At 59.6% G+C, this 19,463-nt stretch carries 17 protein-coding genes, 2 pseudogenes and 1 riboswitch; of the genes and pseudogenes, 5 read left to right on the forward strand and 14 right to left on the reverse strand.

Annotation, left to right across the window (positions count from 1 at the left end; genetic code table 11):
- Positions 1-39: 39 nt before the first annotated feature.
- The 3 genes from Q0O99_RS13990 to Q0O99_RS14000 form a co-directional block, all read right to left on the reverse strand.
- Positions 40-1,371, reverse strand: a complete 1,332-nt coding sequence (locus Q0O99_RS13990) for a hypothetical protein (protein ID WP_293752586.1) — start codon at positions 1,369-1,371, stop codon at positions 40-42.
- 13 nt (positions 1,372-1,384) lie between these two features.
- A complete protein-coding gene (locus Q0O99_RS13995; RefSeq protein WP_293752588.1) occupies positions 1,385-2,959 on the reverse strand; it encodes a hypothetical protein in 1,575 nt (524 codons plus the stop codon).
- Between the two features lie 80 nt (positions 2,960-3,039).
- Entirely contained in the window at positions 3,040-3,468 is a 429-nt protein-coding gene (locus Q0O99_RS14000; protein ID WP_293752590.1) for a TcpQ domain-containing protein, read from the reverse strand.
- Positions 3,469-4,083: 615 nt separating this feature from the next.
- Between Q0O99_RS14000 and Q0O99_RS14005 the strand changes: the two are divergent.
- Positions 4,084-4,823: pseudogene (locus Q0O99_RS14005) on the forward strand (transposase).
- 81 nt (positions 4,824-4,904) lie between these two features.
- On the opposite strand, the gene Q0O99_RS14010 reads toward Q0O99_RS14005, so the two are convergent.
- Both Q0O99_RS14010 and Q0O99_RS14015 read right to left on the reverse strand, forming a co-directional pair.
- Positions 4,905-6,116, reverse strand: a complete 1,212-nt coding sequence (locus Q0O99_RS14010) for a beta-propeller fold lactonase family protein (protein WP_293752592.1) — start codon at positions 6,114-6,116, stop codon at positions 4,905-4,907.
- 113 nt (positions 6,117-6,229) lie between these two features.
- Positions 6,230-6,430, reverse strand: a pseudogene (locus Q0O99_RS14015) (IS3 family transposase); the annotation flags it as partial.
- A gap of 61 nt (positions 6,431-6,491) precedes the next feature.
- Here Q0O99_RS14015 and Q0O99_RS14020 point away from each other — a divergent pair.
- Entirely contained in the window at positions 6,492-6,845 is a 354-nt protein-coding gene (locus tag Q0O99_RS14020) for a hypothetical protein (RefSeq protein ID WP_293752594.1), read from the forward strand.
- On the opposite strand, the gene Q0O99_RS14025 is transcribed toward Q0O99_RS14020, so the two are convergent.
- Positions 6,805-7,848 carry a quinone-dependent dihydroorotate dehydrogenase gene (locus Q0O99_RS14025; RefSeq protein ID WP_293752596.1) on the reverse strand — a complete coding sequence of 348 codons (1,044 nt, stop codon included), beginning with the start codon at positions 7,846-7,848 and terminating at the stop codon, positions 6,805-6,807. The two genes, Q0O99_RS14020 and Q0O99_RS14025, sit on opposite strands and share 41 nt — an antisense overlap.
- 98 nt (positions 7,849-7,946) lie before the next feature.
- Between Q0O99_RS14025 and rpiA the strand changes: the two genes are divergently transcribed.
- Positions 7,947-8,618, forward strand: coding sequence for a ribose-5-phosphate isomerase RpiA (rpiA, locus tag Q0O99_RS14030; protein WP_293752598.1), 672 nt, complete (start codon positions 7,947-7,949; stop codon positions 8,616-8,618).
- A gap of 80 nt (positions 8,619-8,698) precedes the next feature.
- Here the strand turns inward: rpiA and ribD are convergent, their stop codons facing one another.
- The 5 genes from ribD to Q0O99_RS14055 form a co-directional block, all read right to left on the reverse strand.
- The gene (gene ribD, locus Q0O99_RS14035) at positions 8,699-9,829 is read right to left on the reverse strand and encodes a bifunctional diaminohydroxyphosphoribosylaminopyrimidine deaminase/5-amino-6-(5-phosphoribosylamino)uracil reductase RibD (RefSeq protein ID WP_293752600.1); all 1,131 of its coding nucleotides are present in this window, start codon (positions 9,827-9,829) and stop codon (positions 8,699-8,701) included.
- A gap of 52 nt (positions 9,830-9,881) precedes the next feature.
- The gene (locus Q0O99_RS14040) at positions 9,882-10,307 is read right to left on the reverse strand and encodes a hypothetical protein (RefSeq protein WP_293752602.1); all 426 of its coding nucleotides are present in this window, start codon (positions 10,305-10,307) and stop codon (positions 9,882-9,884) included.
- Between the two features lie 71 nt (positions 10,308-10,378).
- Positions 10,379-11,503 (reverse strand): hypothetical protein, encoded by a 1,125-nt coding sequence (locus Q0O99_RS14045; protein WP_293752603.1) that lies wholly within the window; start codon positions 11,501-11,503, stop codon positions 10,379-10,381.
- Complete coding sequence (locus Q0O99_RS14050) at positions 11,500-12,156, reverse strand: hypothetical protein (protein ID WP_293752604.1); 657 nt, start codon at positions 12,154-12,156, stop codon at positions 11,500-11,502. The genes Q0O99_RS14045 and Q0O99_RS14050 overlap by 4 nt, the downstream gene beginning before the upstream one ends.
- 7 nt (positions 12,157-12,163) lie before the next feature.
- Positions 12,164-12,625, reverse strand: a complete 462-nt coding sequence (locus tag Q0O99_RS14055) for a type IV pilin protein (protein ID WP_293752605.1) — start codon at positions 12,623-12,625, stop codon at positions 12,164-12,166.
- 126 nt (positions 12,626-12,751) lie between these two features.
- On the opposite strand from Q0O99_RS14055, the gene Q0O99_RS14060 reads away from it, so the two are divergent.
- Positions 12,752-13,303, forward strand: a complete 552-nt coding sequence (locus Q0O99_RS14060) for a GspH/FimT family protein (protein ID WP_293752606.1) — start codon at positions 12,752-12,754, stop codon at positions 13,301-13,303.
- Between the two features lie 102 nt (positions 13,304-13,405).
- Here Q0O99_RS14060 and nrdR read toward each other — a convergent pair whose 3' ends face one another.
- The 3 genes from nrdR to Q0O99_RS14075 all read right to left on the reverse strand — a co-directional run bounded on the left by nrdR (position 13,406) and on the right by Q0O99_RS14075 (position 16,121).
- Positions 13,406-13,855, reverse strand: coding sequence for a transcriptional regulator NrdR (nrdR, locus tag Q0O99_RS14065; RefSeq protein WP_293752607.1), 450 nt, complete (start codon positions 13,853-13,855; stop codon positions 13,406-13,408).
- A gap of 12 nt (positions 13,856-13,867) precedes the next feature.
- Complete coding sequence (gene glyA, locus Q0O99_RS14070) at positions 13,868-15,112, reverse strand: serine hydroxymethyltransferase (protein ID WP_293752608.1); 1,245 nt, start codon at positions 15,110-15,112, stop codon at positions 13,868-13,870.
- 51 nt (positions 15,113-15,163) lie between these two features.
- A riboswitch (ZMP/ZTP riboswitch) is annotated at positions 15,164-15,330 on the reverse strand.
- A 38-nt stretch (positions 15,331-15,368) separates the two neighbouring features.
- Positions 15,369-16,121, reverse strand: a complete 753-nt coding sequence (locus Q0O99_RS14075; RefSeq protein ID WP_293752609.1) for a transglycosylase SLT domain-containing protein — start codon at positions 16,119-16,121, stop codon at positions 15,369-15,371.
- A 400-nt stretch (positions 16,122-16,521) separates the two neighbouring features.
- Here Q0O99_RS14075 and Q0O99_RS14080 point away from each other — a divergent pair, with 400 nt between their 5' ends.
- Positions 16,522-19,359, forward strand: a complete 2,838-nt coding sequence (locus Q0O99_RS14080; protein ID WP_367185251.1) for a DUF349 domain-containing protein — start codon at positions 16,522-16,524, stop codon at positions 19,357-19,359.
- Positions 19,360-19,463: the final 104 nt, after the last annotated feature.

Below are 19,463 nucleotides of genomic sequence, written 5' to 3' on the forward strand. Positions count from 1 at the left end.
CAGGCTTGCAGGCACACCCAGGCTGTGAACAGGGCCCATTTATTTGCGCACATAAGCCATACCTGAAGCGCTGAAAGTCACCGTATCCAAACGTTCATCGATTTGAAAACTGAATTTGTCCAGCGTGAAGTGGCTGCCCAAAGTGGCAAAGATGTCGCGGGTCAAGGACCAGTCAACCGCCGCCACACTCCAAGGCAAGGCATAAATGGCGTTGGGGTGGTCGCTCACTTGTAGCGCGGTGAGCCCGGGAGGGATGGCTTGTTGCGTCGCAGTGCTCAGTTGCAGGGTCCATTTCAGGGCTTTGAGTTTTTGCATATGCACGCCCATCTGAAACACAAAATCATCGCGGCTGGGCCATGAGGACGGCGGGGGTAATTTTTCCGGCTTCAAGGACAGCTTTAAGCCGTGTTGCAAGGTTTTCAGATCGCCCAGGGGCGTTTTATCTGTGCCGCCGATAGACAACTTGCCCCATTCTGTGGGCGCTGCACGGCGAAAGTCTTCAAAGGTGCCGCCGATGGACTGCCAGGTCAGCTGACATTGGGCCAGGGTGCAGTTGATGCCGCTCAAGGTCCAGCCCTCGACTTGGACCGGGAGTTGGCGCAACAGATCGTTGATGGGCTCAACGACCATGGGCACCAGCAGGTAGTCTTGCACCAAAAACGTTTTGATCGAGGTGTCATAGAGGTAGGCTGGTGCTTTTAAGGCGCTACTGAATTGGTCTTCCAGTTTTTTTTGGTTGAGCTGGTACCAGTCCCAGGCCCAAAAAAGCAGAAGAATTGCCACCAGAGCGATGGCTGCAGAAAGAGCGAGCAAGGTTTTTTTGTCGTTTTTCAGTGTTCCCAGTTTGATTTTTTTGCCTTTACCGCCTTCAACCAATTCGGTCAGGGTGAACGGGTGATCCAGACGCATGCCTTCGGGTGCGATGTCGCCGTGGGTGACAAAGTGCCGACCACTGCTTTCGCACAGGCCCACAAATTTGACGTAGTGGGTCGCTATGTCGGTGATGGCCAGTTGTTCGTCCATGACCACGTTGCCATCGACCAAGCCGATGGCATAGGCCATGGGCTCCTCGGTGTGCTCGATGCGCAACAGCGCCAAGGTGGTGGTGCGCTTGAACCGAGGGTGCGTCGCCATTTGGGCCGCCACGCTGTAGACGCGGTATTTTTTCAGGGCTTCGTGCGCGATGCTGCTGGTGATGCCCATGTTGACGTCGGCCCCATTTTTGTATTGCAAAAAATAGCGGTAGCCTTCGGTAATCATTTGATTGACCTGCTCGTGAATCAGCAACTTGTTGGCAAAAGGGTCCAGCACCTGCCAGTGCAAATTGCTGACAAGCACCTCTTTTTTATGGGGCCAAGTTAGGAGTTCCATGTCGCGTATGCGTTTACAGGCTTTTGAGAATGCGTGGTGTCACGATCACCACAAACAGGCTTTGGGTGTTCGCTACCGAGGTGGATGCGCCGCCAATGCCGTTGTTGGTGCGCGCGGTGGCGTTCTCGCCACTCGAGCCCACGATCACCATAGACTCTTCTTGGTTGAGCAACAGGTTGCCAATGGATTTGGTGCCTGTGGTGTTGGCCCACTGAATTTGTTGTAAGGAGCTGCCAGATCCTGTGCTGGCCGAGCCAATGTCCACGAGATCGGAAATGTCCACTGACATATTGATCAAGATGGTGTTGTTTTCGCGGATGGTGGGCAAGATGCGCAAGAACGAACCCGTGGTGATGGAGCCGGGCAAAAGGCCCGGTGTGCTGGTGCCCCCCGCCACGGTGCTGGGCACTGAGACGGTTTGGGCCAAGAAGCCCACCGTTTTGAAGGAGCCCGTCATGGCCGGCACGCGGTTGGTTGTGATGACCGATGTGCTGCTGTCGCCTACAACGGTGCCAAATTGATTGAGGCCTTGGACGACGAATTTGCTGCCATTGAAGCGGGACAGCGGATTGTTCATGCTAAAGGTCAAATTGCCTGCCAGCGAGGTGGTGCGGGTGGCTGGAGCGGTGACGTTGAAACCGGAGTTGTCGATGCCGTCGGCGCTGAGCACTTTGTACACGCTGCTCAGGTCAAAGCCAGCTTCGGAGGTTTTGTCCAAATTGACGCGCAAAATGCGCACGTCAATGATGACCTGTTGACCCAATACCGAGGTCTCGTTTTGGATGATTCGCTCTATTTTGTTCAGGGCGTCGCGCGTGTCTGTCACCGTGACCACGCCGGTGGATTCGTTCATGGTGACTTTGCCCAAAGAGCTGCTGGCCGACTCCAACATCGGCTTGAGTGATTTCCAAAACGAATACGCGACCCGGATACCCACCGACGCATTGCTGCTGAAGCTGCCCGTGGAGCCGCTGTTGGCCGCGCCAGTTTGACCTGTGCTGGCCTGCCCTCCCTTGGACATGGTGTCGTTCAAGTCGACATCGCCAGGACTGATGTTGGACAGATTGAAGGTTTTGGTGAGCAGGCGATAAAAATAGATGGCGCCGTCTTTGTATTCCCACTCCACGCCAGCGGCATTGGCCACCTCTTTGACATAAGCGTGCAGCGTGCCCGTAAAGTCCAACCGAACTTGCAAGCGGTTATTTATGGGCACCACGCTGGCGGTCGGGGGCTCGTTGGCGTCTTTGGAGGTTGGCGCTGGCGCAGCGGCTGCCCCCGCACCTTGCCCCCCGGCAGCCGGCATGGGGACCAACTCGACATCAGGGTTGATGCGTACCGGGATGCCCGTAGCCAGATAAATATTGCGCGCCGCTTGCGCGACGGAGCCGAAACCCACGCCCCTGGACTGCAAAGAAATGGTTTCAAAAAATGAACTCGGTAAACCGGCGGCGTAAGGCAAATCGATGGGCTTATCGCCCAAGTAGTTGCCCTTGATGTAGGTCATCTTGGCTTCGCGTTGCATTTGCGTTTTGCCCGCTCGCACAGCTTGTTCAGCTTCTTGATTGACCTTGTCTTTGGTTTTTGTCACTTCAGCCGGCGTGACGGCGCACCCACTGAGAAGCCCTGAGCACAGGATGCTCAGACACAACTGGGCTGAATGGGGCAATTTCAAAACCTTTGGCATGCATGAGAGACATGAAGAATGCGGATGACTCGGTTGGCGTAGGAACACGCATGCAGCGGGTAACTGGAGCGCTCGGTGTCGGCCATGACCATTTCAATGGCGTCATGCAGGTTTTTGGCGGGGTAGGCCGTGTTGCGCGCTGGAAAATCTTTGCCCGCATCCCAGATCAACTGCACGCCCTGCGTGGTCGTCCAGCGGCGCAGCGCTAAAAACAGGGATTCATCGGTGGCCAGAATTTCATAGGCAAAGAGCTTGGGTGCTGTTGTTGGGGGGCGTTCCAAGTCCGGCGGGTCGCTGGGCCGAGGCAGGGGGGTGGGATTCGGCGCCAATTTCAGCATGTGGACTTCAGGGGCAGGTTTGGCCGCTGGCTCGGGATGTTGGAGACTCAAAAGACGGTTCAGAATCAACTTCATCGCGGGGGATCTTTCCAGCTTCTCGCCGCCTTGCTCTGTGGGGGCGGAATCCCCTGGTTTCGCTGGCGCCGGCCGCATTTTCAAGATGTACACAGGTTGTGTGAGCTTGTCGGGCTCGGCCCTGCTCAATGGGCTCACGCACAGGAGCGCGATGATGGCGATGGACTGGATGCCACCCAATGACGAAAAAAAGTCCGGCAGAAACCGCAAGTGATGGGGCGACAAGAGCAAAAGCCCTGAATCAAATTCGGACGGAAGGCATGAGCGAAAACCCTGTGAGGAATTCATAAATGAAACCACCAATTAATTTTAAAAGTTTCAAATTTAATGAAATTTTAATTCATTAAGGTTTATCTTACAGAAGAAATAGTTACAACCCAGTGAATGGCTGACATTTCATTGAAATAACCATTTTTGGAGTGTGAATGCAACAGTAAATTCACTGTCCAAGCTGCCAGTGCCACTGCCAGTGCCTTGGTTCGGCGGCTCAGGGGCTGGTCTTCTCAGCGGCGCCGGGCAAGGTAATTTGGTGAAGACCTCTTGAAATGAGGGTGTCCTAAATTTGTGTAAAAGGTCAAATGGCAGGAAACTGCCGAACATCCAGAAAGATGAACCATGACCGCAAGCCACGAATTGATCGACCAGCTGCTCACTGGCTAAAAGAACCCAGCGCCCGGTCGAGCGTGCCTTGGAGGCCGAGATGACAGAGCACATGGGCCACACCAAGAACGCCAGCTTGGCCAACGCCGCTGGCAACGCCTGCAACGGCAAAAGCAAAAAGGCCCTCAAAGGAGACTTTGGCGATCTGCCCATCGACGTCCCCCGTGACCGCCATGCCAGCTTTGAGCCTCAGATCGTGCCCATGCACCAGACCCGCTGGACGGGCTTTGACGACATGACAGCTGTGTCTGGCGCACATGGTGCGCCACAGCCTGAACTATGTGAGCTGGGAGATGCGCAAAGTGGTGGCCGCAAACTTGAAGACCATCTACAGCGCCGCAACCGCGGATGCGGCCGTGCTGCGGCTGCAGGAATTCGAAGAAAAATGGGGCGCTGACTACCCGGCCATTGTGAAATCATGGCGCAGCAATTGGGAGCGGATCGTGCCGTTCTTTGAATATCCGCCGGAGATTCGGCGGATCATTTACACGACCAAGGCCATCGAGTCGGTGAACATGAGCCTGCGCAAGGTGACCAAGAGCCGGGGCTCGTTCCCCAGCGATGAGGCATTGCTGAAGTTGTTCTACCTGGCGCTGAACAACATCAGCAAGAAGTGGACGATGCCGCTCAGAGATTGGAAAGCCGCATTGACCCGGTTTACCATTCAGTTCGAAGGCAGGATGCCCAAGGACTGATCGCAGCCCCGTTTACACAAAATGCCGTACACCCTCCAATCTAATACGAGTCAGATCTTTAGTTGCTACAAGTGAAATTTTTCAAGGGCTGATCGCAATTGCATAAGGGTTGGAGCCAACTGGAATTGTTGCTGAGATTGTGTTTGTCGTAGTGGTAATGACTGCAACAGTTTTATCGCCGGAGTTGGAAACATAGACCTTGCTGCCATCGGGCGAAATTGCCAATATGGAAGGCAAAGAGCCAACTGGAATTGTTGCCGTCACTGTGTTAGTTGCAGTAGCAATGACTGAAACAGTGTTGTCGCTAGAGTTGGAAACATAGACCTTGCTGCCATCGGGTGAAATGACCAATCCGATGGGTGAGATGCCAACTTGAATTGTTGTCACTGTGTTAGTAGCAGTATCAATGGCTGAAACAGTGTGGTCGCCAGAGTTGGAAACATAGACCTTGCTGCCATCCGGTGTGACTGCTATTGCATCTGGGGAATTGCCAACTGAAATTGGTGCTGAGCTTGTGTTGGTCGTAGTGGTAATGACTGAAACAGTGTTGTCGGCAAGGTTGGAAACATAGAGCTTACTGCCATCGGGCGAAATTGCCAATCTGGAAGGTAAAGAGCCAACTGAAATTGTTGCTGAGCTTGTGTTGGTCGTAGTGGCAATGACTGAAACAGTGTTGTCGGCAAAGTTGGAAACATAGAGCTTACTGCCATCGGGTGAAATGACCAAGCCAGCGGGTGAGCTGCCAACTGGAATTGTTGCCGTCACTGTGTTAGTTGCAGTAGCAATAACTGAAACAGTGTTGTCAAGCTGGTTGGAAACGTAGACCTTGCTGCCATCGGGTGAAATGACCAATCCGATGGGTAATCTGCCAACTGGAATTGTTGCCGTCACTGTGTTATTGACAGTAGCAATGACTGATACAGTGTCGTCGTCAGTGTTGGCTACATAAGCAACCCTAGGAAGTAATGAGGTTGCGGTAACTGATGCAGAACCATTGATTGCACCAGTTTTTGTAGTTGTAATCGTTGCTGTGGAATTTGTGTTGGTTGCTAGACCAGTGACTGTGACTAAACCAGTGCCACTGACAGTAACTGTACCTGACGATGTTGCAGTTCCTGAGTAGGTGTAAGTGGTGTCATAGTTGGTGATTTGGACAGTGAAGCCATCGTGCGTTGATGATGGAGTTCCAAAAGTCGGCGTTAATGTCGCAGGGTTGTTCGTAGAGCCTCCGCACGCTGTAAGCAAAAAAAAGCCGAACAAGACCGAAACGAATAGAAAAAAACGACGGACCATAGGACCTCCAGACAAATATGTACTCAACAACTGTATCGCGAAAATGAATCGCACCCGGTTTCAAGGGCGCTGGTCATTTAATTTGAGCTGGCAGTCTCGGCCTGTTGGGCGAGTTACCTCCAGCAGTTTGCCTCAGCTTCGGCAGGTGGGATGTGCCCATTGGGTTCAAGCAGTGGGATCTTGCTGAACCAGTGCACCCATTGCAGCGTAGCCAGTTTCACGGACTCCCTGGATTTCCAGGGCGCCAGACGGTGTATCAACTCGGCCTCATATAGCGCGTTGTCGTAGCTGTCGCCTCGACTGACCAGCAAGGGTGAAAAGAGCAAAACCCGTCCAGCTTTCACAGAGCAAGAGATTGAGCAGTTGCTGGCGTTCATGCCTGCTTGGAGCCAGCAAGGCAGGCTGTCAGTAGAGCGCGAGATACGCCCCTTGTTGCGTGACTACATTGAGATGCTGCTCTACACGGGTATGCGGCACGGCACAGAAGCAATGGGCATCTGCTGGCGAGATTTGGAGTGGCGCACAAAGGATGGTGTGCGTTATCTGCGTGTGTGGGTGGATGGAAAAACGGGCGGACGCTGGCTGATTGCCAAACACAAGGCAGTGGATGTACTGCGACGGCTACACGCAAGACAGAAGGACATCTGCGAAATGTCGTTTGAAACGACACTCACTACACCCTCTGTGATCAATGCTTCATCTGCTGCAACGCACTCGCCACTTCGGTGACCAGCGCCGGGCCTTTGTAGATGAGGCCGGTGTAGATCTGCACCACGTCGGCCCCGGCTTCGATTTTTGAAATCGCGTCGTGCCCGCTCAGAATGCCGCCCACGCCAATGATGGGGAAGTTTTTGCCCAAGGCGGTGCGCAATTGACGGATCACGCGGTTGCTGCCTCGCATCACGGGCGAACCTGACAGGCCCCCCATTTCTTCGGCATGGGGCAGGCCGCTGACGGCGTCACGCGCCAGCGTGGTGTTGGTGGCGATCACGCCGTCCATGCCGTGCTTTTGCAGCGTGGCGGCAATCACGTCCACTTGGGTCTCGTCCAGATCGGGGGCGATTTTCAGGAACATGGGCACGCGTCGGCCGTGTTCGGCGGTCAGTTCTTCGCGCCGCGCTGCGAGCCCGCCCAGCAGGCCATCCAGCGCTTCGTCGCTTTGCAGAGCGCGCAGGTTTTGGGTGTTGGGGCTGGAAATGTTCACCGTCACGTAGTCGGCGTGCGGGTACACGCCGGCCAGCGCGATCAGATAGTCGTCGGTGGCGTTTTCAATGGGCGTGGCGGCGTTCTTGCCGATGTTCAGGCCCAGCAGGCGGCCTTGCTGGCGGAACTTGGAGCGCTTGACGTTGGCAATGAAAGCATCCAAGCCGTCGTTGTTGAAGCCCAGACGGTTGATCAGTGCGTTGGCCTCGGGCAGGCGGAACATGCGGGGTTTGGGGTTGCCGGGCTGCGCTTTGGGCGTCACGGTGCCGACTTCGACAAAACCGAAGCCCATGGCGCCCAATCCATCGATGCATCGGGCATTTTTGTCCAGGCCCGCAGCCATGCCGACGCGGTTGGGGAACTGCAGACCGGCCAGCGTGATGGGTTGTGCCACAAAGGGCTGGCGGTAAGCGCAGTCGAGCGGGGTGTTTTGGGTACGGGCCAAGCCTTCGATGGTCAGGTCGTGGGCCGCCTCGGGGTCCATTTTGAATAAAAAGGGGCGGGCGAAGGCGTAGGGGATCAGGGACATTGGATAATTCCGGGCTGGTGCAGGGGGCGTGGTTATCGGTGGCTCCGATTGTCGCAAACCCTGGCCCGCCTTTTTGCCTGTTCAACCGAGCCCCTTTCATGACCCAAGACGAACTCAAAGCCCTTGTGGGCCATGCCGCCCTGAAATACGTTGTTCCCGGGGAGATCGTTGGCGTGGGCACCGGCTCCACGGTGAACAAATTCATCGACGCCCTGGCCACGATGAAAGACCAGATCCAGGGCGCGGTGTCCAGCTCCGAGGCTTCCACCGTGCGCCTGAAGGCCCTGGGCATCCCGGTGTTTGACAGCAACGACGTCGAACGCCTGTCGGTTTACATCGACGGCGCTGACGAGATCGACCACCAGGGCCACATGGTCAAAGGCGGTGGTGCGGCCTTGACCCGCGAAAAAATCGTGGCGGCCCAGTCCCAGCAGTTTGTCTGCATTGCCGACGAGAGCAAGCTGGTCGACGCTTTGGGAGCGTTCCCATTGCCCGTTGAAGTGATCCCCATGGCGACTGCCCGCGTGATGCGCCAGTTTGCGGCCATGGGCGGCCATGCCGCTGTGCGCCTCAAAGACGGCCAGCCCTTGGTCACCGACAACGGGCAGCACATCATCGACGTGAAAGGTCTGAAGATCACCGACCCGGTGGCTTTCGAAACGCAAGTCAGTCAGTGGCCTGGCGTGGTCACGGTCGGTGTGTTTGCGCTGCAAAAAGCGCAGGTGTGCCTGTTGGGGACATCTTCCGGAGTGAAGACGCTGAGCTTTTAAACGGATTTGGGGCGGTGCCAGTGATGTCGGCGCTGAAGCTGCCCACCTACGGGATCTAGGGTATTTGTAGGTCGGCGGCTTTAGCCCCGACATTGCGCGCTTTTGCGCAGCAGTAAGCGCAAATCCGGCCCCACGCTATCCACCGCATGAAAAGCCAGCTGCACAGCGCCACTCAGGGTGGTGAGCGCAGGCAAATTGGCCATCCCTTGGCCGGGCCCCAGCAGCTGTGGGGCCAGGTAGACCAAAAACTCGTCCACCAGCCCTTCGCGGATGAACGAGCCGTTGAGCTTGTGCCCGGCTTCCAGATGCAACTCGTTGATCTCGCGCCGGGCCAGGTCTCGCAACATCGCCGCCAGATCGACTTTGCCGCCGGGGCTGGGCATGTCGATCACGTTGACGCCGCGTGCGCTCAGGGCGGTGCGTTTTTCTGCCAGCTCTGAGTTGGAAGGGTCAACTGCCGTGTAAACCCAGATTTGCCGAGCTTGATGGCCTGCGCCTTGCGTGTCCAGCAGTTGGGCGCTCAGCGGCATGTCCAGGCGGCTGTCCACCACCACCAAGTGCGGCTGGCGCGGAGTGTCCACGCCGCGCACATTGAGCAAAGGGTCGTCTTCGAGCACGGTGCCGATGCCGGTCAGGATGGCGCAGGCCCGGGCACGCCAGGCGTGGCCGTCGGCGCGGGCTTCGGGGCCGGTGATCCACCGGCTTTGGCCGTTTTGCAGGGCGGTTTGTCCGTCCAAAGAGGCGGCCACCTTCATGCGCACCCAGGGCAGGCCGCGTGCCATCCGGCTGAAAAAACCGATGTTCAGCTCACGCGCCTGAACGGCGATGTCGTCCTGCGCGTCCAAGATGTCAGTCTGCACACCCGCTGCGGCCAGCCGCGCCATGCCCTGGCCCGCCACTTGGGGGTTGGGATCGGTCAGGGCCGCCACCACCCGGCCGATACCCGCCGCAGCCAGCGCGTCGCAGCAAGGTCCAGTGCGGCCCTGGTGGGCGCAAGGCTCCAGCGTCACCCAAGCGGTGGCACCTTGGACGCTGTGCCCGCGTGCGGCGGCATCGCGCAGCGCCATGATTTCGGCATGAGGGCCACCTGCACGCTGGGTGTGGCCTTGGCCCAGTACCGTGCCGTCGGCGGCGGTGATCACACAACCGACACGCGGGTTGGGTGAAGTCAACCACAGGGCCTGGCGGGCCAGGTTCAGGGCCAAGTTCATGGCTTGGGGAGTCGGTTTCGAAAGGGTCACGGCGAAAGACGGGTGCAGCAAATCATGGCAAGGATACGCCAAGCCAAGCGGGCACCGCATCGCGGCTGCTGTGCAGGGTGAGTTCGCCCATGCGCGGCTGGGCCTGACTGGGCGAGTCCCCACCAAAGCCGCCACCCGTCAGCCGCATTGCCGGTCCCACGGTGGGCCACTGCACGCGCACCTGCAGATCCTCCAAGGCCAAACCGGGGCGCGTTTGCACCTGGCTTTGCAGGTGGTAGGTCGTGCCTTGCACCGTGGTGGAGGCTTGCAAGGCGCAGCCTGTGCGGCCCGACTGGTGGCAGTCCATGGCATCCAGGGCCAGAGCGATGGCCAAGGTGTGTTGGCGGGTGTCGCTGGCCGTGAGCAGGGTGTGCAGGGTCAGGCGCGTGGCAGCGGCCAGCCCAATGCCCAGCACCGCCGAGGCCACCAGCGCCTCGATCAATGCCATGCCTTGCGCTGTGGCTCTTGAATGGCTGTGGGGTGGCCCGTTTGGAGGGGGGCGTTGGCAGGGTGGGGTTTTCACGTGCCACCCTCGCGCCAGCTGCCAGGCACACGCTGCACCTGTCGTGCGTCTATGCCGGGGGGCCAGGGCAGTCGGTGAGGGCTTGCGGTGAGTTCGCGGGCCTCGATGCGGCTGCCGCTTTGCAGCTCGGGCAAGCCCGACTCGACCACCAGTTGTCCTTGGATGTGACCGGCGTGCCAGGCCCGGGCCTTGTCGTCCTGACATTGGGTTTGCAGGACCACGGTGCCCACCACACGCACACCCGGGGCGAGGGACGGGCAACGTTGGGCACAGGCCTGACCCGAAAACACCAGCAGCACCGGGGCCTCTGGGGTGCCCAGGCTTTGGCTCCAGGTGGTGGAGCTGTCCACCCAGTAGACGCTGCGTGCGGGTTGGCTCAAGGCGTGCAGGCCATGGCTTGCCTGTGCCTCAGACCAAGCGCTGATTTGTTCGGGGGTGATGTCGCCCAGCACGCTGACCCAGGCGGAGGCGGTGCAGGCGGTGCTGCTATTACTGGTGCTGCTGCTGGGGCAAACGCTGGCCGCCATGTGGGGGGTCGCCACTTGTGTCGCACCCTTTGCTGCAGAAGCGCAGCCTTGGAGCACCACCGCCGCCGTGATGGGCTGGGGTGGGGCCGGTGCCACGGCAGGTATGAAAATCTGAGCCTGGACGCGTGCTTGGCTTGTGCCCTCGTTCAGTTTGGCGCTGGCCAGCAATTGGACCACATGGGGCGAGCTGATCAGGTCGCGCACGGCCAACACCTGCGCTTGGGCATCGGGCAAGCTCGGGTGTGCAGGCGGCTGCAGGGTGGCGCACTGCCAGCGCGGCCCGTTGTAGGCCGCAGGGCAGGGCGAGCGGGTCGGGCCAGCGCCCCAGACGGGGGGCGTCGGGTGGGTCGCGTATTGCCGCTGTAACTCGGCCCGTGCCCAGGCCAAGGCCGCTTCGGCTGCCAGCCGCGCCTGCGCGGCCTGGCTTTGGTTGTGACTGGCCAGCCGGTCCATCAGCACGCTGCGGGCGCTGTAAAAACTGGCCAGACTGGCCAGCAGCCCCAAGCTGATCGCCACCAGCAAGCTGATGGCACCGCCTTGATCCTTGGGCATCGACGGGCTGCTTGGGGTGCGCAGTTGGCTTTGCTGTATCACGGGGCGGCTCCACAAACGGCAGGCCAAGGCGAGGCGGGCACGTCGTTGCGCAGCGACACAGTTTGCGACAGACTCAAAGTGCGTGTGGCGTCGCGCGGCCACTGTGCACTCAGCTGCACCGTGACCCAACGCGCCACCCAGCGCCCGCGTTTTTCGCAGTGCACCTGCCAAGCTAAGCTGGTCATTTTCAGGCTGCCTGCGTCCGTCAAATCGGTCCAGACTTCGGGTACGCAGGCCGTGCGGATCTGCAGCTCATGGTTCTTCACTCGAAAGCCTGAACATTCGTTGTTGTCCAACAGCCCGTTGAGGTTGCGGTCCTGACCAAAGCTGATGCGCTGACCTTGCACCAGCAAGTCGGCTTGGCCGGTGCAAAAAGCGTCTGCGCAATCGGCTTGGACACGCCCACGCCAAGCTTGTCCAAGCGATTGCGCTTGGCGCAACTCCCGGGTGAGGGTGTCCAGCGCCGATCGCAGGTCGTGGTGCACATGGCTGTCTTGCAAGGCCAGTCGATGCGCTTGCAGGTACTTCGCCAACATCTGGCTGCCTGCGGCGAGCACGACCAATCCCACGCTCAGACCCACCAACAAGCCCACCAGGGTTTCGCCTTGTTGCGCGCTGGTTGCGAAGGTGTTCGCGCTGCACCGTGTTGGCATGATCAACTCATTGCCGCCAGCAGCGACCTGGATCGCCCGCAAGATCGGTTCCGCTGCTGAGCACCACGGTGGCCAAGTGCCGCAGTTGCAGGCGCATGGGGGCGCAGGCGCTGTCGCGCGCTTGCGCTCCGGTGGGTGTGGCGATCAAGGTGTAACCCTCGCTGTTGGCGTCTTCGATCGCGACGCGGTAATGACCGCCAGGGGACAAGTCGCTGGCCCAACCCAAGTTGGCCAAATCGCTGGCATGGCTGCTTTGGGAGCCACGCCAGCGGGCTTGGGTCAGTTGCAGTTGCTGCAAGGCGCTTTGTGCATCGCTGCGCCGGGCCTGGCGCTGCTGCCCCTGAAACGCGGGCAAGGCCACGGCCGCCAGAACGGCCACCAAGGCCAGGCTGACCAGCAGTTCACTCAAGGTCCAGCCCGAGGACTGGGCGGCAGCACCCGTGGTTGGGCGGCTTGCGGGCGTCTTCATGTCCCTCTCCTGTTAGAAGATTGATATTGTGAATACTTAATAATGACTTGTACAGCCGAAACGAACGGGTGTTTGGGCAAGACCAAGCGGCTGCAGGTTTTCACGGATCAAACAGGAGGGCAGGTCATGCGCAACCGGGGATTTACGTTGATCGAAGCGCTGGTGGTGCTGGCCCTGCTGGCGGTGCTGCTGTCATTGGCGGCCCCTGGCCTTCAAGGCTTGCGGCAAAAGCACCAGATGCAAAGCCATGCGGAGCAATTGCAGGCCAGCTTGCTGCTGGCGCGTTCTGAGGCCATGCGGCGCCAGCAGCGGGTGACCCTGTGTGTGCGTGCGTCCGCAGTTGGTGCGGGAGAGGACTGCGCGCTGGCCGGATCTTGGTCGCAAGGCTGGGTGGTGTTTGTCGACGGCAACGACAGCGGTCGTCGCGAGGCGGCTGAGACCGTCTTGCAGTTGAAAGAGGCGTTGCCTGGCTTTTTGACGCTGCAAGGCAATGCCACGGTAGACCGCTACATCTCTTACGGCCCGCAAGGTCGCAGCCAAAGCACATCGGGTGCTTTTCAGGCGGGCACCGTGACCCTGTGTGGGGCAGAGCAAGCCCATGTTTGGCGGGTGGTGGTCAACGCGGTGGGCAAGCCCCGACTGGAAAAAGCCGATCGCGAGGAAGGTGCGAATTGCTGAGGGCAGTGCAAAGGCTTAGAACCAGGGCTTGAAAGCATGGCTCACGCCCAAGTGCAGGGCAATTTTTGAACCTGCGCACCAGCGCTGGCGTGGGGCGGTTTGTTAACGCTGCACTTCGTCGACCAGCGTCTTGAACGCGTCGATGTCTTCAAAGTTGCGGTACACGCTGGCAAAGCGCACATAGGCCACTTTGTCGAGTTTTTTCAACTCGCGCATGACCAGCTCACCAATGCGGTTTGAGGCCACTTCGCGAATGCCCAAGTTGAGAAGCTTTTCTTCGATCCGCTCGATGGCTCCGTCGACCTGTTCGGTGCTGACGGGCCGTTTGCGCAAAGCCAAGTTGAGGCTGGCGCGCAGTTTTTCGCGTTGGTAATCGATGCGCCTGCCGTCTTTCTTGACGATGGCCGGAAAGTTGACCTCCGGTTTTTCGTAAGTGGTGAAGCGTTTTTCACACGCGCCACATTGGCGGCGACGCCGAATGAAATCCCCGTCTTCGGCCAAACGGGTCTCCACCACTTGGGTTTCAAGGTGGCTGCAAAACGGGCATTTCATCGCGTGGGCCGATCAGCCGTAGACCGGGAAGCGGCTGGTCAGCGCGTGCACCTTGGCACGCACAGCGGCCAAGTTGGCTTCGTCGAGCGGGTTGTCCAGCACGTCGGCAATCAAGTGAGCGGTGGCGCGGGCTTCTTCGTCCTTGAAGCCGCGGGTGGTCATGGCCGGGGTGCCGATGCGCACGCCGCTGGTAACAAACGGTTTTTCAGGGTCGTTGGGGATGGCGTTCTTGTTGATGGTCATGTGCGCGCTGCCCAATGCGGCTTCGGCCATTTTGCCGGTGATGCCTTTGGCGCGCAGGTCCACCAGCATGACGTGGCTCTGGGTGCCACCACTGACGATGCGAAGGCCGCGTTGGGTCAAGGTGTCGGCGATGATTTGCGCGTTCTTGATCACTTGGGCTTGGTAGGCCTTGAACTCAGGTGCCAGGGCTTCCTTGAAGGCCACGGCCTTGGCTGCGATCACATGCATCAGCGGGCCGCCTTGCAGGCCAGGGAAGATGGCGCTGTTGATGGCTTTTTCGTGCTCGGCCTTCATCAAGATGATGCCGCCGCGCGGGCCGCGCAAGCTCTTGTGGGTGGTCGAGGTGACCACGTCGGCGTGCGGCACGGGGTTGGGGTAAACGCCTGCGGCGATCAGACCGGCGTAATGGGCCATGTCGACCAAAAAGATGGCGCCAACTTCTTTGGCCACCTTGGCAAAGCGGGCCCAGTCGATGTGCAGGCTGTAGGCCGAAGCCCCCGCGATGATCAGCTTGGGTTTGGTTTCGCGCGCCTTGGCTTCCATGGCCTCGTAGTCGATGGCTTCGTTGGCGTCCAGGCCGTAGGAGACGACGTTGAACCATTTGCCCGACATGTTCAGCGGCATGCCGTGCGTCAGGTGACCGCCTTCGGCCAGGCTCATGCCCATGATGGTGTCGCCGGGCTTGAGGAAGGCCAAGAACACGGCCTCGTTGGCCGACGCGCCGCAGTGCGGCTGCACGTTGGCGGCTTCGGCACCAAAAATTTGTTTGATGCGGTCAATGGCCAACTGCTCGGCCACGTCCACATGCTCGCAACCACCGTAGTAGCGCTTGCCCGGGTAGCCTTCGGCGTATTTGTTGGTGAGTTGGCTGCCTTGTGCGGCCATGACGGCGGGCGAGGCGTAGTTTTCGCTTGCGATCAGCTCAATGTGGTGCTCTTGGCGGGCGTTTTCGGCATGGATGGCGGCGAAAATTTCGGGGTCTGTTTGTTCAATCAGGTGGTTGCGGTGGTACATGGCAGTCCTTTGGATGGCGGTGACCTTGACCCGAACCGGCGGTTCATTGACAAGGGCTGCCCAGGCGAACGGCTTAAAACCTGGCCCGCCATGCAAGATAAGCGGTCAGGCTGTGCGCTTCCCAGTGGTTCGGCAGCGACTTGGGTCACCACGCTCCACGTCAGAGTGCCCTGTTTTGCAGTCAAAACAAGCTCCTATCGCCAGTTGCGCACCCAGTAAGTGTAGCCCAGCCTGTTGCGCAGTCCGGGCCATGCAATCACAGTTGGGCTTGCGGGAATTTGGGCAAGCCCCCGTTGTTTTTGTTGGACAAGGCGGTTTTTTGGCCCTTGCTGATGTTGTCGAGCAACTTTTGCTCGGCCAGCACACGGTCCACATACTGGTCGTTGTTGCCTTGTCCGGAAGCAAGTGCATATTGGCGCAGCGCAGCTTCGAGCGTCCCTGTATCGTGGATCAAGCCCTGCAGCAGGCGTGTGCCTACCCGAAGATTGGTCAGTGGGTCAAAGGCAGCCAGGCGGCCGCCAAAAGATGACAGTGCGCTGCTGTGGACTTCTGGTTCAATTTTCATCAGACCCAAGCCCCCTTGGTTGCCAGAGGCAAAAGGATTGAAGCGGGACTCGATGGCCATCACGGCCAGGATCAAGGTGGGGGCGATCTGGCTGCGCTCACCCAAAGACCAGGCTTCCGAAACCAAGGCCGCCAAGGGCTCTTGAGAGACTTTGTATTTGCTGCTGAGCCAACGGGTCACAGCCACTTGATCGCTGCTCAGGTCCTGCATTGGCGCGGCGGTTGATCGGGCTGCTGCTGTGGGCGTTGGCGATTCCACAATTGCAGTTTGCTCCACTTGGCGCAGCTCGAGCCAGCCCATCAGTGTTTCGCTGGCCTGCTGTTGCAAACCGGGGCGTGCCAAAAGTGTCAACGCTATACACACCACGGCCAAGCCAATCACAGCCAGACTGTGCCGGGTGATTTCCACGAAGCCTTCTCGCACATCGAAGGCCACAGTCGACATGGCCTGTTTGAGGTGGGGCCAAGACAAAGTCGGTGTCATCGCACTTTCTCTCATTGCAAGAACCGGTAGCATGTGCCAGAGGCTCTTGAAGGTTTGGGGTAGGCAAGCCGCAAGATGCGACCAGCACTTTTGCGGGTTGAGCCGGTGACGGCAGTGGTGTCGGGTTATCCCTGATGGTCAGCAAGTGGGGCGAATTTTAGGAATTTTTCATAACCGGTCAAGTATATAAAACATTAAAAACATTTAAAAATATAATAAAACAATCTTCTGTGTCTGTAATTCATCAGAGATTTCGTCCGAAAACAGGCCAACAGGCAGTCCAGCCCAAATAACAGCGAAAATAGCAACTTCACGCCTGCGTGGCGCACTTGTCGATTCAAGTGCCGCCGTTTCTGCCTGTATGCCCATTTGGCAACACCGTGCTTTTAAAGTTTTAACTGTGACTTCTTCCAAGCCTTTTGACATCGCCGCCCTCGATCCCTTGACGGCCGGCATTTTCAATGCCCCTACTTCTGGCGAGCGCAGTGCCCGCTTGCGCGATTGGTTGCTCACCGAGCCTTCTGGTGATTTGATGGCCGAGGTCTACCGTGAACTGTCGGGTCGCGACAAGGGCGTGGCCAAACTGCTCAAAGAAAAACTCGACGAGCTCAAGCGCCTGCATGGCCAGGAAGCCTTGGCCACCGAATGGGCCCAAAAAGCCGAGCAGTTGCTGCAAGCGCCGCGTCTGAACATGGCCGATGCGCTGGCCTGGCAGCGAGATGCCGCCAAAGCCGGAGCGCCGCTGTCCCGCGAACCCTTGGCGGGCCTCAAACATCGCTTGACCGAAGTGGTCAAGGGCGTGGAGGACCTGCAACACCAGGTCATGGTGCAGCGCGAAGCGGCGGTGTTGCTGGCCCAGCGCATTGAGGTCCTGTCCACCAAATCGCTGGCCGAGGCCTTGGGTGGTCAAACCGGCCTAGAGGCCGATGTGGCGCAGTGGCAAAACCAGGCCCAGGCCCTGACGCAGAGCAGCGTCTGGCCCAGCGTGGAGCTGAAATACCCCCCTCAATTGGACGCTGCGGGCAAGCAGCTGCAGGCGGTTTGGGACGGTTTTTCGGCCGCAGCGACTTTGGCTGAGATAGCCCAAACCGACGTCACAACCGCTTTGCCCCCCGTGCCCGTGTGGGCCGACGAGATCCGCCGCTTGCGTGGCGAATCCTCGCAACAGGTCGCTGCTGCAGCCGAATCAGCCAAACCCGCCAAAACAGAGCAAGCCGAAAAAGCGGTCAAACCCAAAATCGACCCCGCCCAGCGCCAGGCCCTGCGAGAGCAAGCCATGCTGGCTGTGACCCAAGCTTTGGAGCTGCTGGAAAAGCGACTCACCGAAGCCCAGGAAACGCCGCCTGCCGAGGCCACCGTCGCCTTGCGCAACGTGCTCAAAACTCACGGCAAGCAGTTGGACACCAGTCTGGACGAGCGCCTGCACAAGTCATTGACGGCCGGCGGCGATGCCGAAGGCTGGCAACGCTGGCTGGCCGATCAGGTGCGCACCGACCTGGTCACGCAAGCCGAAGCCCTGCTCGATGCCAACAAAGCCCCCACCGTGGGTGGCCGAAAAATGCAGGACAAGCTGCGCCATCTGCGCGACAGCTGGAAGCAAATTGACCAGGGCGGCCTGCCCAACCACGCGCTGTGGAAGCGTTTTGATGCCGCTTGCAATGAGGCCTACAAAGCCGTGCTGGCCTGGCTGGAGCAAATGAAAAAAGACTCGGCCGAACAGCGTGCCCAGCGCGTGACGCTGATGGACGAGGTCAAGGCCTGGACCGCAGAGCATGCCCAAAGCGAGGACTGGCGTGCCCAGTTGCGCGCACTGCACCAATTTGCCGACCGTTGGCGCAATGCCGGCCACCTGAGCGAGAAGGCCTTTGGCGAAATGCAGGGCCAGTGGAAAGGCATTTTCAAAGCCGCCGCAGCCCGCCTCGAAGCGGCACAAAAAGCCAGCATTGAGCGCCGCCAGGCGCTGATCAACGAAGCCGTTGATGTGGGCGCAGCACCGGCCTTGCGTGTCGACGCCGTCAAAGCCTTGCAGCAACGCTGGCAAGTGGAGGCCCAGTCGGTGCCGCTGGACCGCAAGACCGAACAAAAACTCTGGGAAGTGTTCCGCGCCCCGCTGGACGATGCCTTCCAACGCAAAGGCACAGACCGCCCTCAGTCCACAGGTCCTGTCAGTGCCCACGATCGTGCGGTCCTGGATGCCTCCAAAGCCTTGGATTTGGCCAACGCCAGTGGCGATGCGGCCAAAATCCGCGCTGCCATGGCCGCGCTTGACGCTGCCTTGCGTGGGCAAGCCTTGCAGGCGCAAGCAGCCCAGTCACCCGTTGGTGCACCCACTTCCAGCACGGCGGCTGTGGTGCCCCCTCAAGCGGTGGCGCAGGCACAAAGTGATGGGGCCTCAGCTGCTGCCGACGCAACCACAGCGGCTCCGGCAGATGAACAAGCCAGCGACACGGCAACTGCCGAAGCGGCGCAAGCCGCGCCCGATTCGGACAGCGTGCTCCCAGAAGAGCCTGCGCCGCCCGTGGTCGTACCCAAGCCCGCCAAACCCGTGGTGGCGGTGCGTGGCGACGACCGGCCCGGCCAAAAGCGTGCCGAAGGGCCTGTCGGCCGCGATGGTCGCCCTGGCGAGCGCGGGGCGCGCCCCGGTGGCGACCGGGGTCCAGGTGCCGGCCGCTTTGGTGACCGAGGTGCTGAACGCGGTGGTGATCGTTTTGGCGACCGTGGACCGCGTGAAGACCGCGGCCCGCGCCTGGGAGATGCGGCTTTCCGCGCCCAACGCGAAGCCATGGAGCGGGCCGAAATGTCCCTGCGCAAGCTGGCAGCACAAGCGCATGGCGAAACCCTTGGCCGTGTGATGACGGCTTGGCAAGCGCGCCAGGCCGAGGCCTTGCCGACAGTGCAAGAGCTGGGCAAAGGCGTCAACGCCACCACCCGCCAAGCCTGGGTACAAGCCGTGAGCGCCGAGCCCAAAACCGCTGGAGCCACCGCCTTGTTGCGTTTGGAGATGGCGGCCGATGTGCCGACGCCCGCTGACCATCTGATTGAACGCCGCGCTTTGCAGTTGCAGTTGCTGACCCAGCGCAATCAACCTGGCCCGAATGAAACCTGGGCACTCGATGTGGCTCAAGTCCTGTCGGGTCCGCACGACGAACCCACCGCAAGACGCTTGCAAAACGTGCTGAAGAACTTGTTGCGTACTTGAGTCCAGCACCGCTTGTGGGCACCCCCGCAAGCGGATTGGGCTGTGCGACAGCCATGCCCTCGCGTTGGCGCAACCTCTGTGCGCAGGTCGGACCTGAAGGTGGC

Origin of the sequence: Limnohabitans sp. Rim8 (assembly GCF_945901735.1) — a bacterium.
In the GTDB taxonomy this organism is placed as follows: Bacteria; Pseudomonadota; Gammaproteobacteria; order Burkholderiales; family Burkholderiaceae_C; genus Limnohabitans_A.

What these genes read in the sequence shown, in the direction of transcription:
- Q0O99_RS13990 (WP_293752586.1), bottom strand. Translation starts at nt 1,371, where the DNA reads ATGGAACTCCTAACTTGGCCCCATAAAAAAGAGGTGCTTGTCAGCAAT.
- Q0O99_RS14000 (WP_293752590.1), bottom strand. Translation starts at nt 3,468, where the DNA reads ATGAAGTTGATTCTGAACCGTCTTTTGAGTCTCCAACATCCCGAGCCA.
- Q0O99_RS14010 (WP_293752592.1), bottom strand. Translation starts at nt 6,116, where the DNA reads ATGGTCCGTCGTTTTTTTCTATTCGTTTCGGTCTTGTTCGGCTTTTTT.
- Q0O99_RS14020 (WP_293752594.1), top strand. Translation starts at nt 6,492, where the DNA reads ATGCCTGCTTGGAGCCAGCAAGGCAGGCTGTCAGTAGAGCGCGAGATA.
- Q0O99_RS14025 (WP_293752596.1), bottom strand. Translation starts at nt 7,848, where the DNA reads ATGTCCCTGATCCCCTACGCCTTCGCCCGCCCCTTTTTATTCAAAATG.
- rpiA (WP_293752598.1), top strand. Translation starts at nt 7,947, where the DNA reads ATGACCCAAGACGAACTCAAAGCCCTTGTGGGCCATGCCGCCCTGAAA.
- ribD (WP_293752600.1), bottom strand. Translation starts at nt 9,829, where the DNA reads ATGAACTTGGCCCTGAACCTGGCCCGCCAGGCCCTGTGGTTGACTTCA.
- Q0O99_RS14040 (WP_293752602.1), bottom strand. Translation starts at nt 10,307, where the DNA reads ATGGCATTGATCGAGGCGCTGGTGGCCTCGGCGGTGCTGGGCATTGGG.
- Q0O99_RS14050 (WP_293752604.1), bottom strand. Translation starts at nt 12,156, where the DNA reads ATGCCAACACGGTGCAGCGCGAACACCTTCGCAACCAGCGCGCAACAA.
- Q0O99_RS14055 (WP_293752605.1), bottom strand. Translation starts at nt 12,625, where the DNA reads ATGAAGACGCCCGCAAGCCGCCCAACCACGGGTGCTGCCGCCCAGTCC.
- Q0O99_RS14060 (WP_293752606.1), top strand. Translation starts at nt 12,752, where the DNA reads ATGCGCAACCGGGGATTTACGTTGATCGAAGCGCTGGTGGTGCTGGCC.
- nrdR (WP_293752607.1), bottom strand. Translation starts at nt 13,855, where the DNA reads ATGAAATGCCCGTTTTGCAGCCACCTTGAAACCCAAGTGGTGGAGACC.
- glyA (WP_293752608.1), bottom strand. Translation starts at nt 15,112, where the DNA reads ATGTACCACCGCAACCACCTGATTGAACAAACAGACCCCGAAATTTTC.
- Q0O99_RS14075 (WP_293752609.1), bottom strand. Translation starts at nt 16,121, where the DNA reads ATGTCGACTGTGGCCTTCGATGTGCGAGAAGGCTTCGTGGAAATCACC.
- Q0O99_RS14080 (WP_367185251.1), top strand. Translation starts at nt 16,522, where the DNA reads ATGCCCATTTGGCAACACCGTGCTTTTAAAGTTTTAACTGTGACTTCT.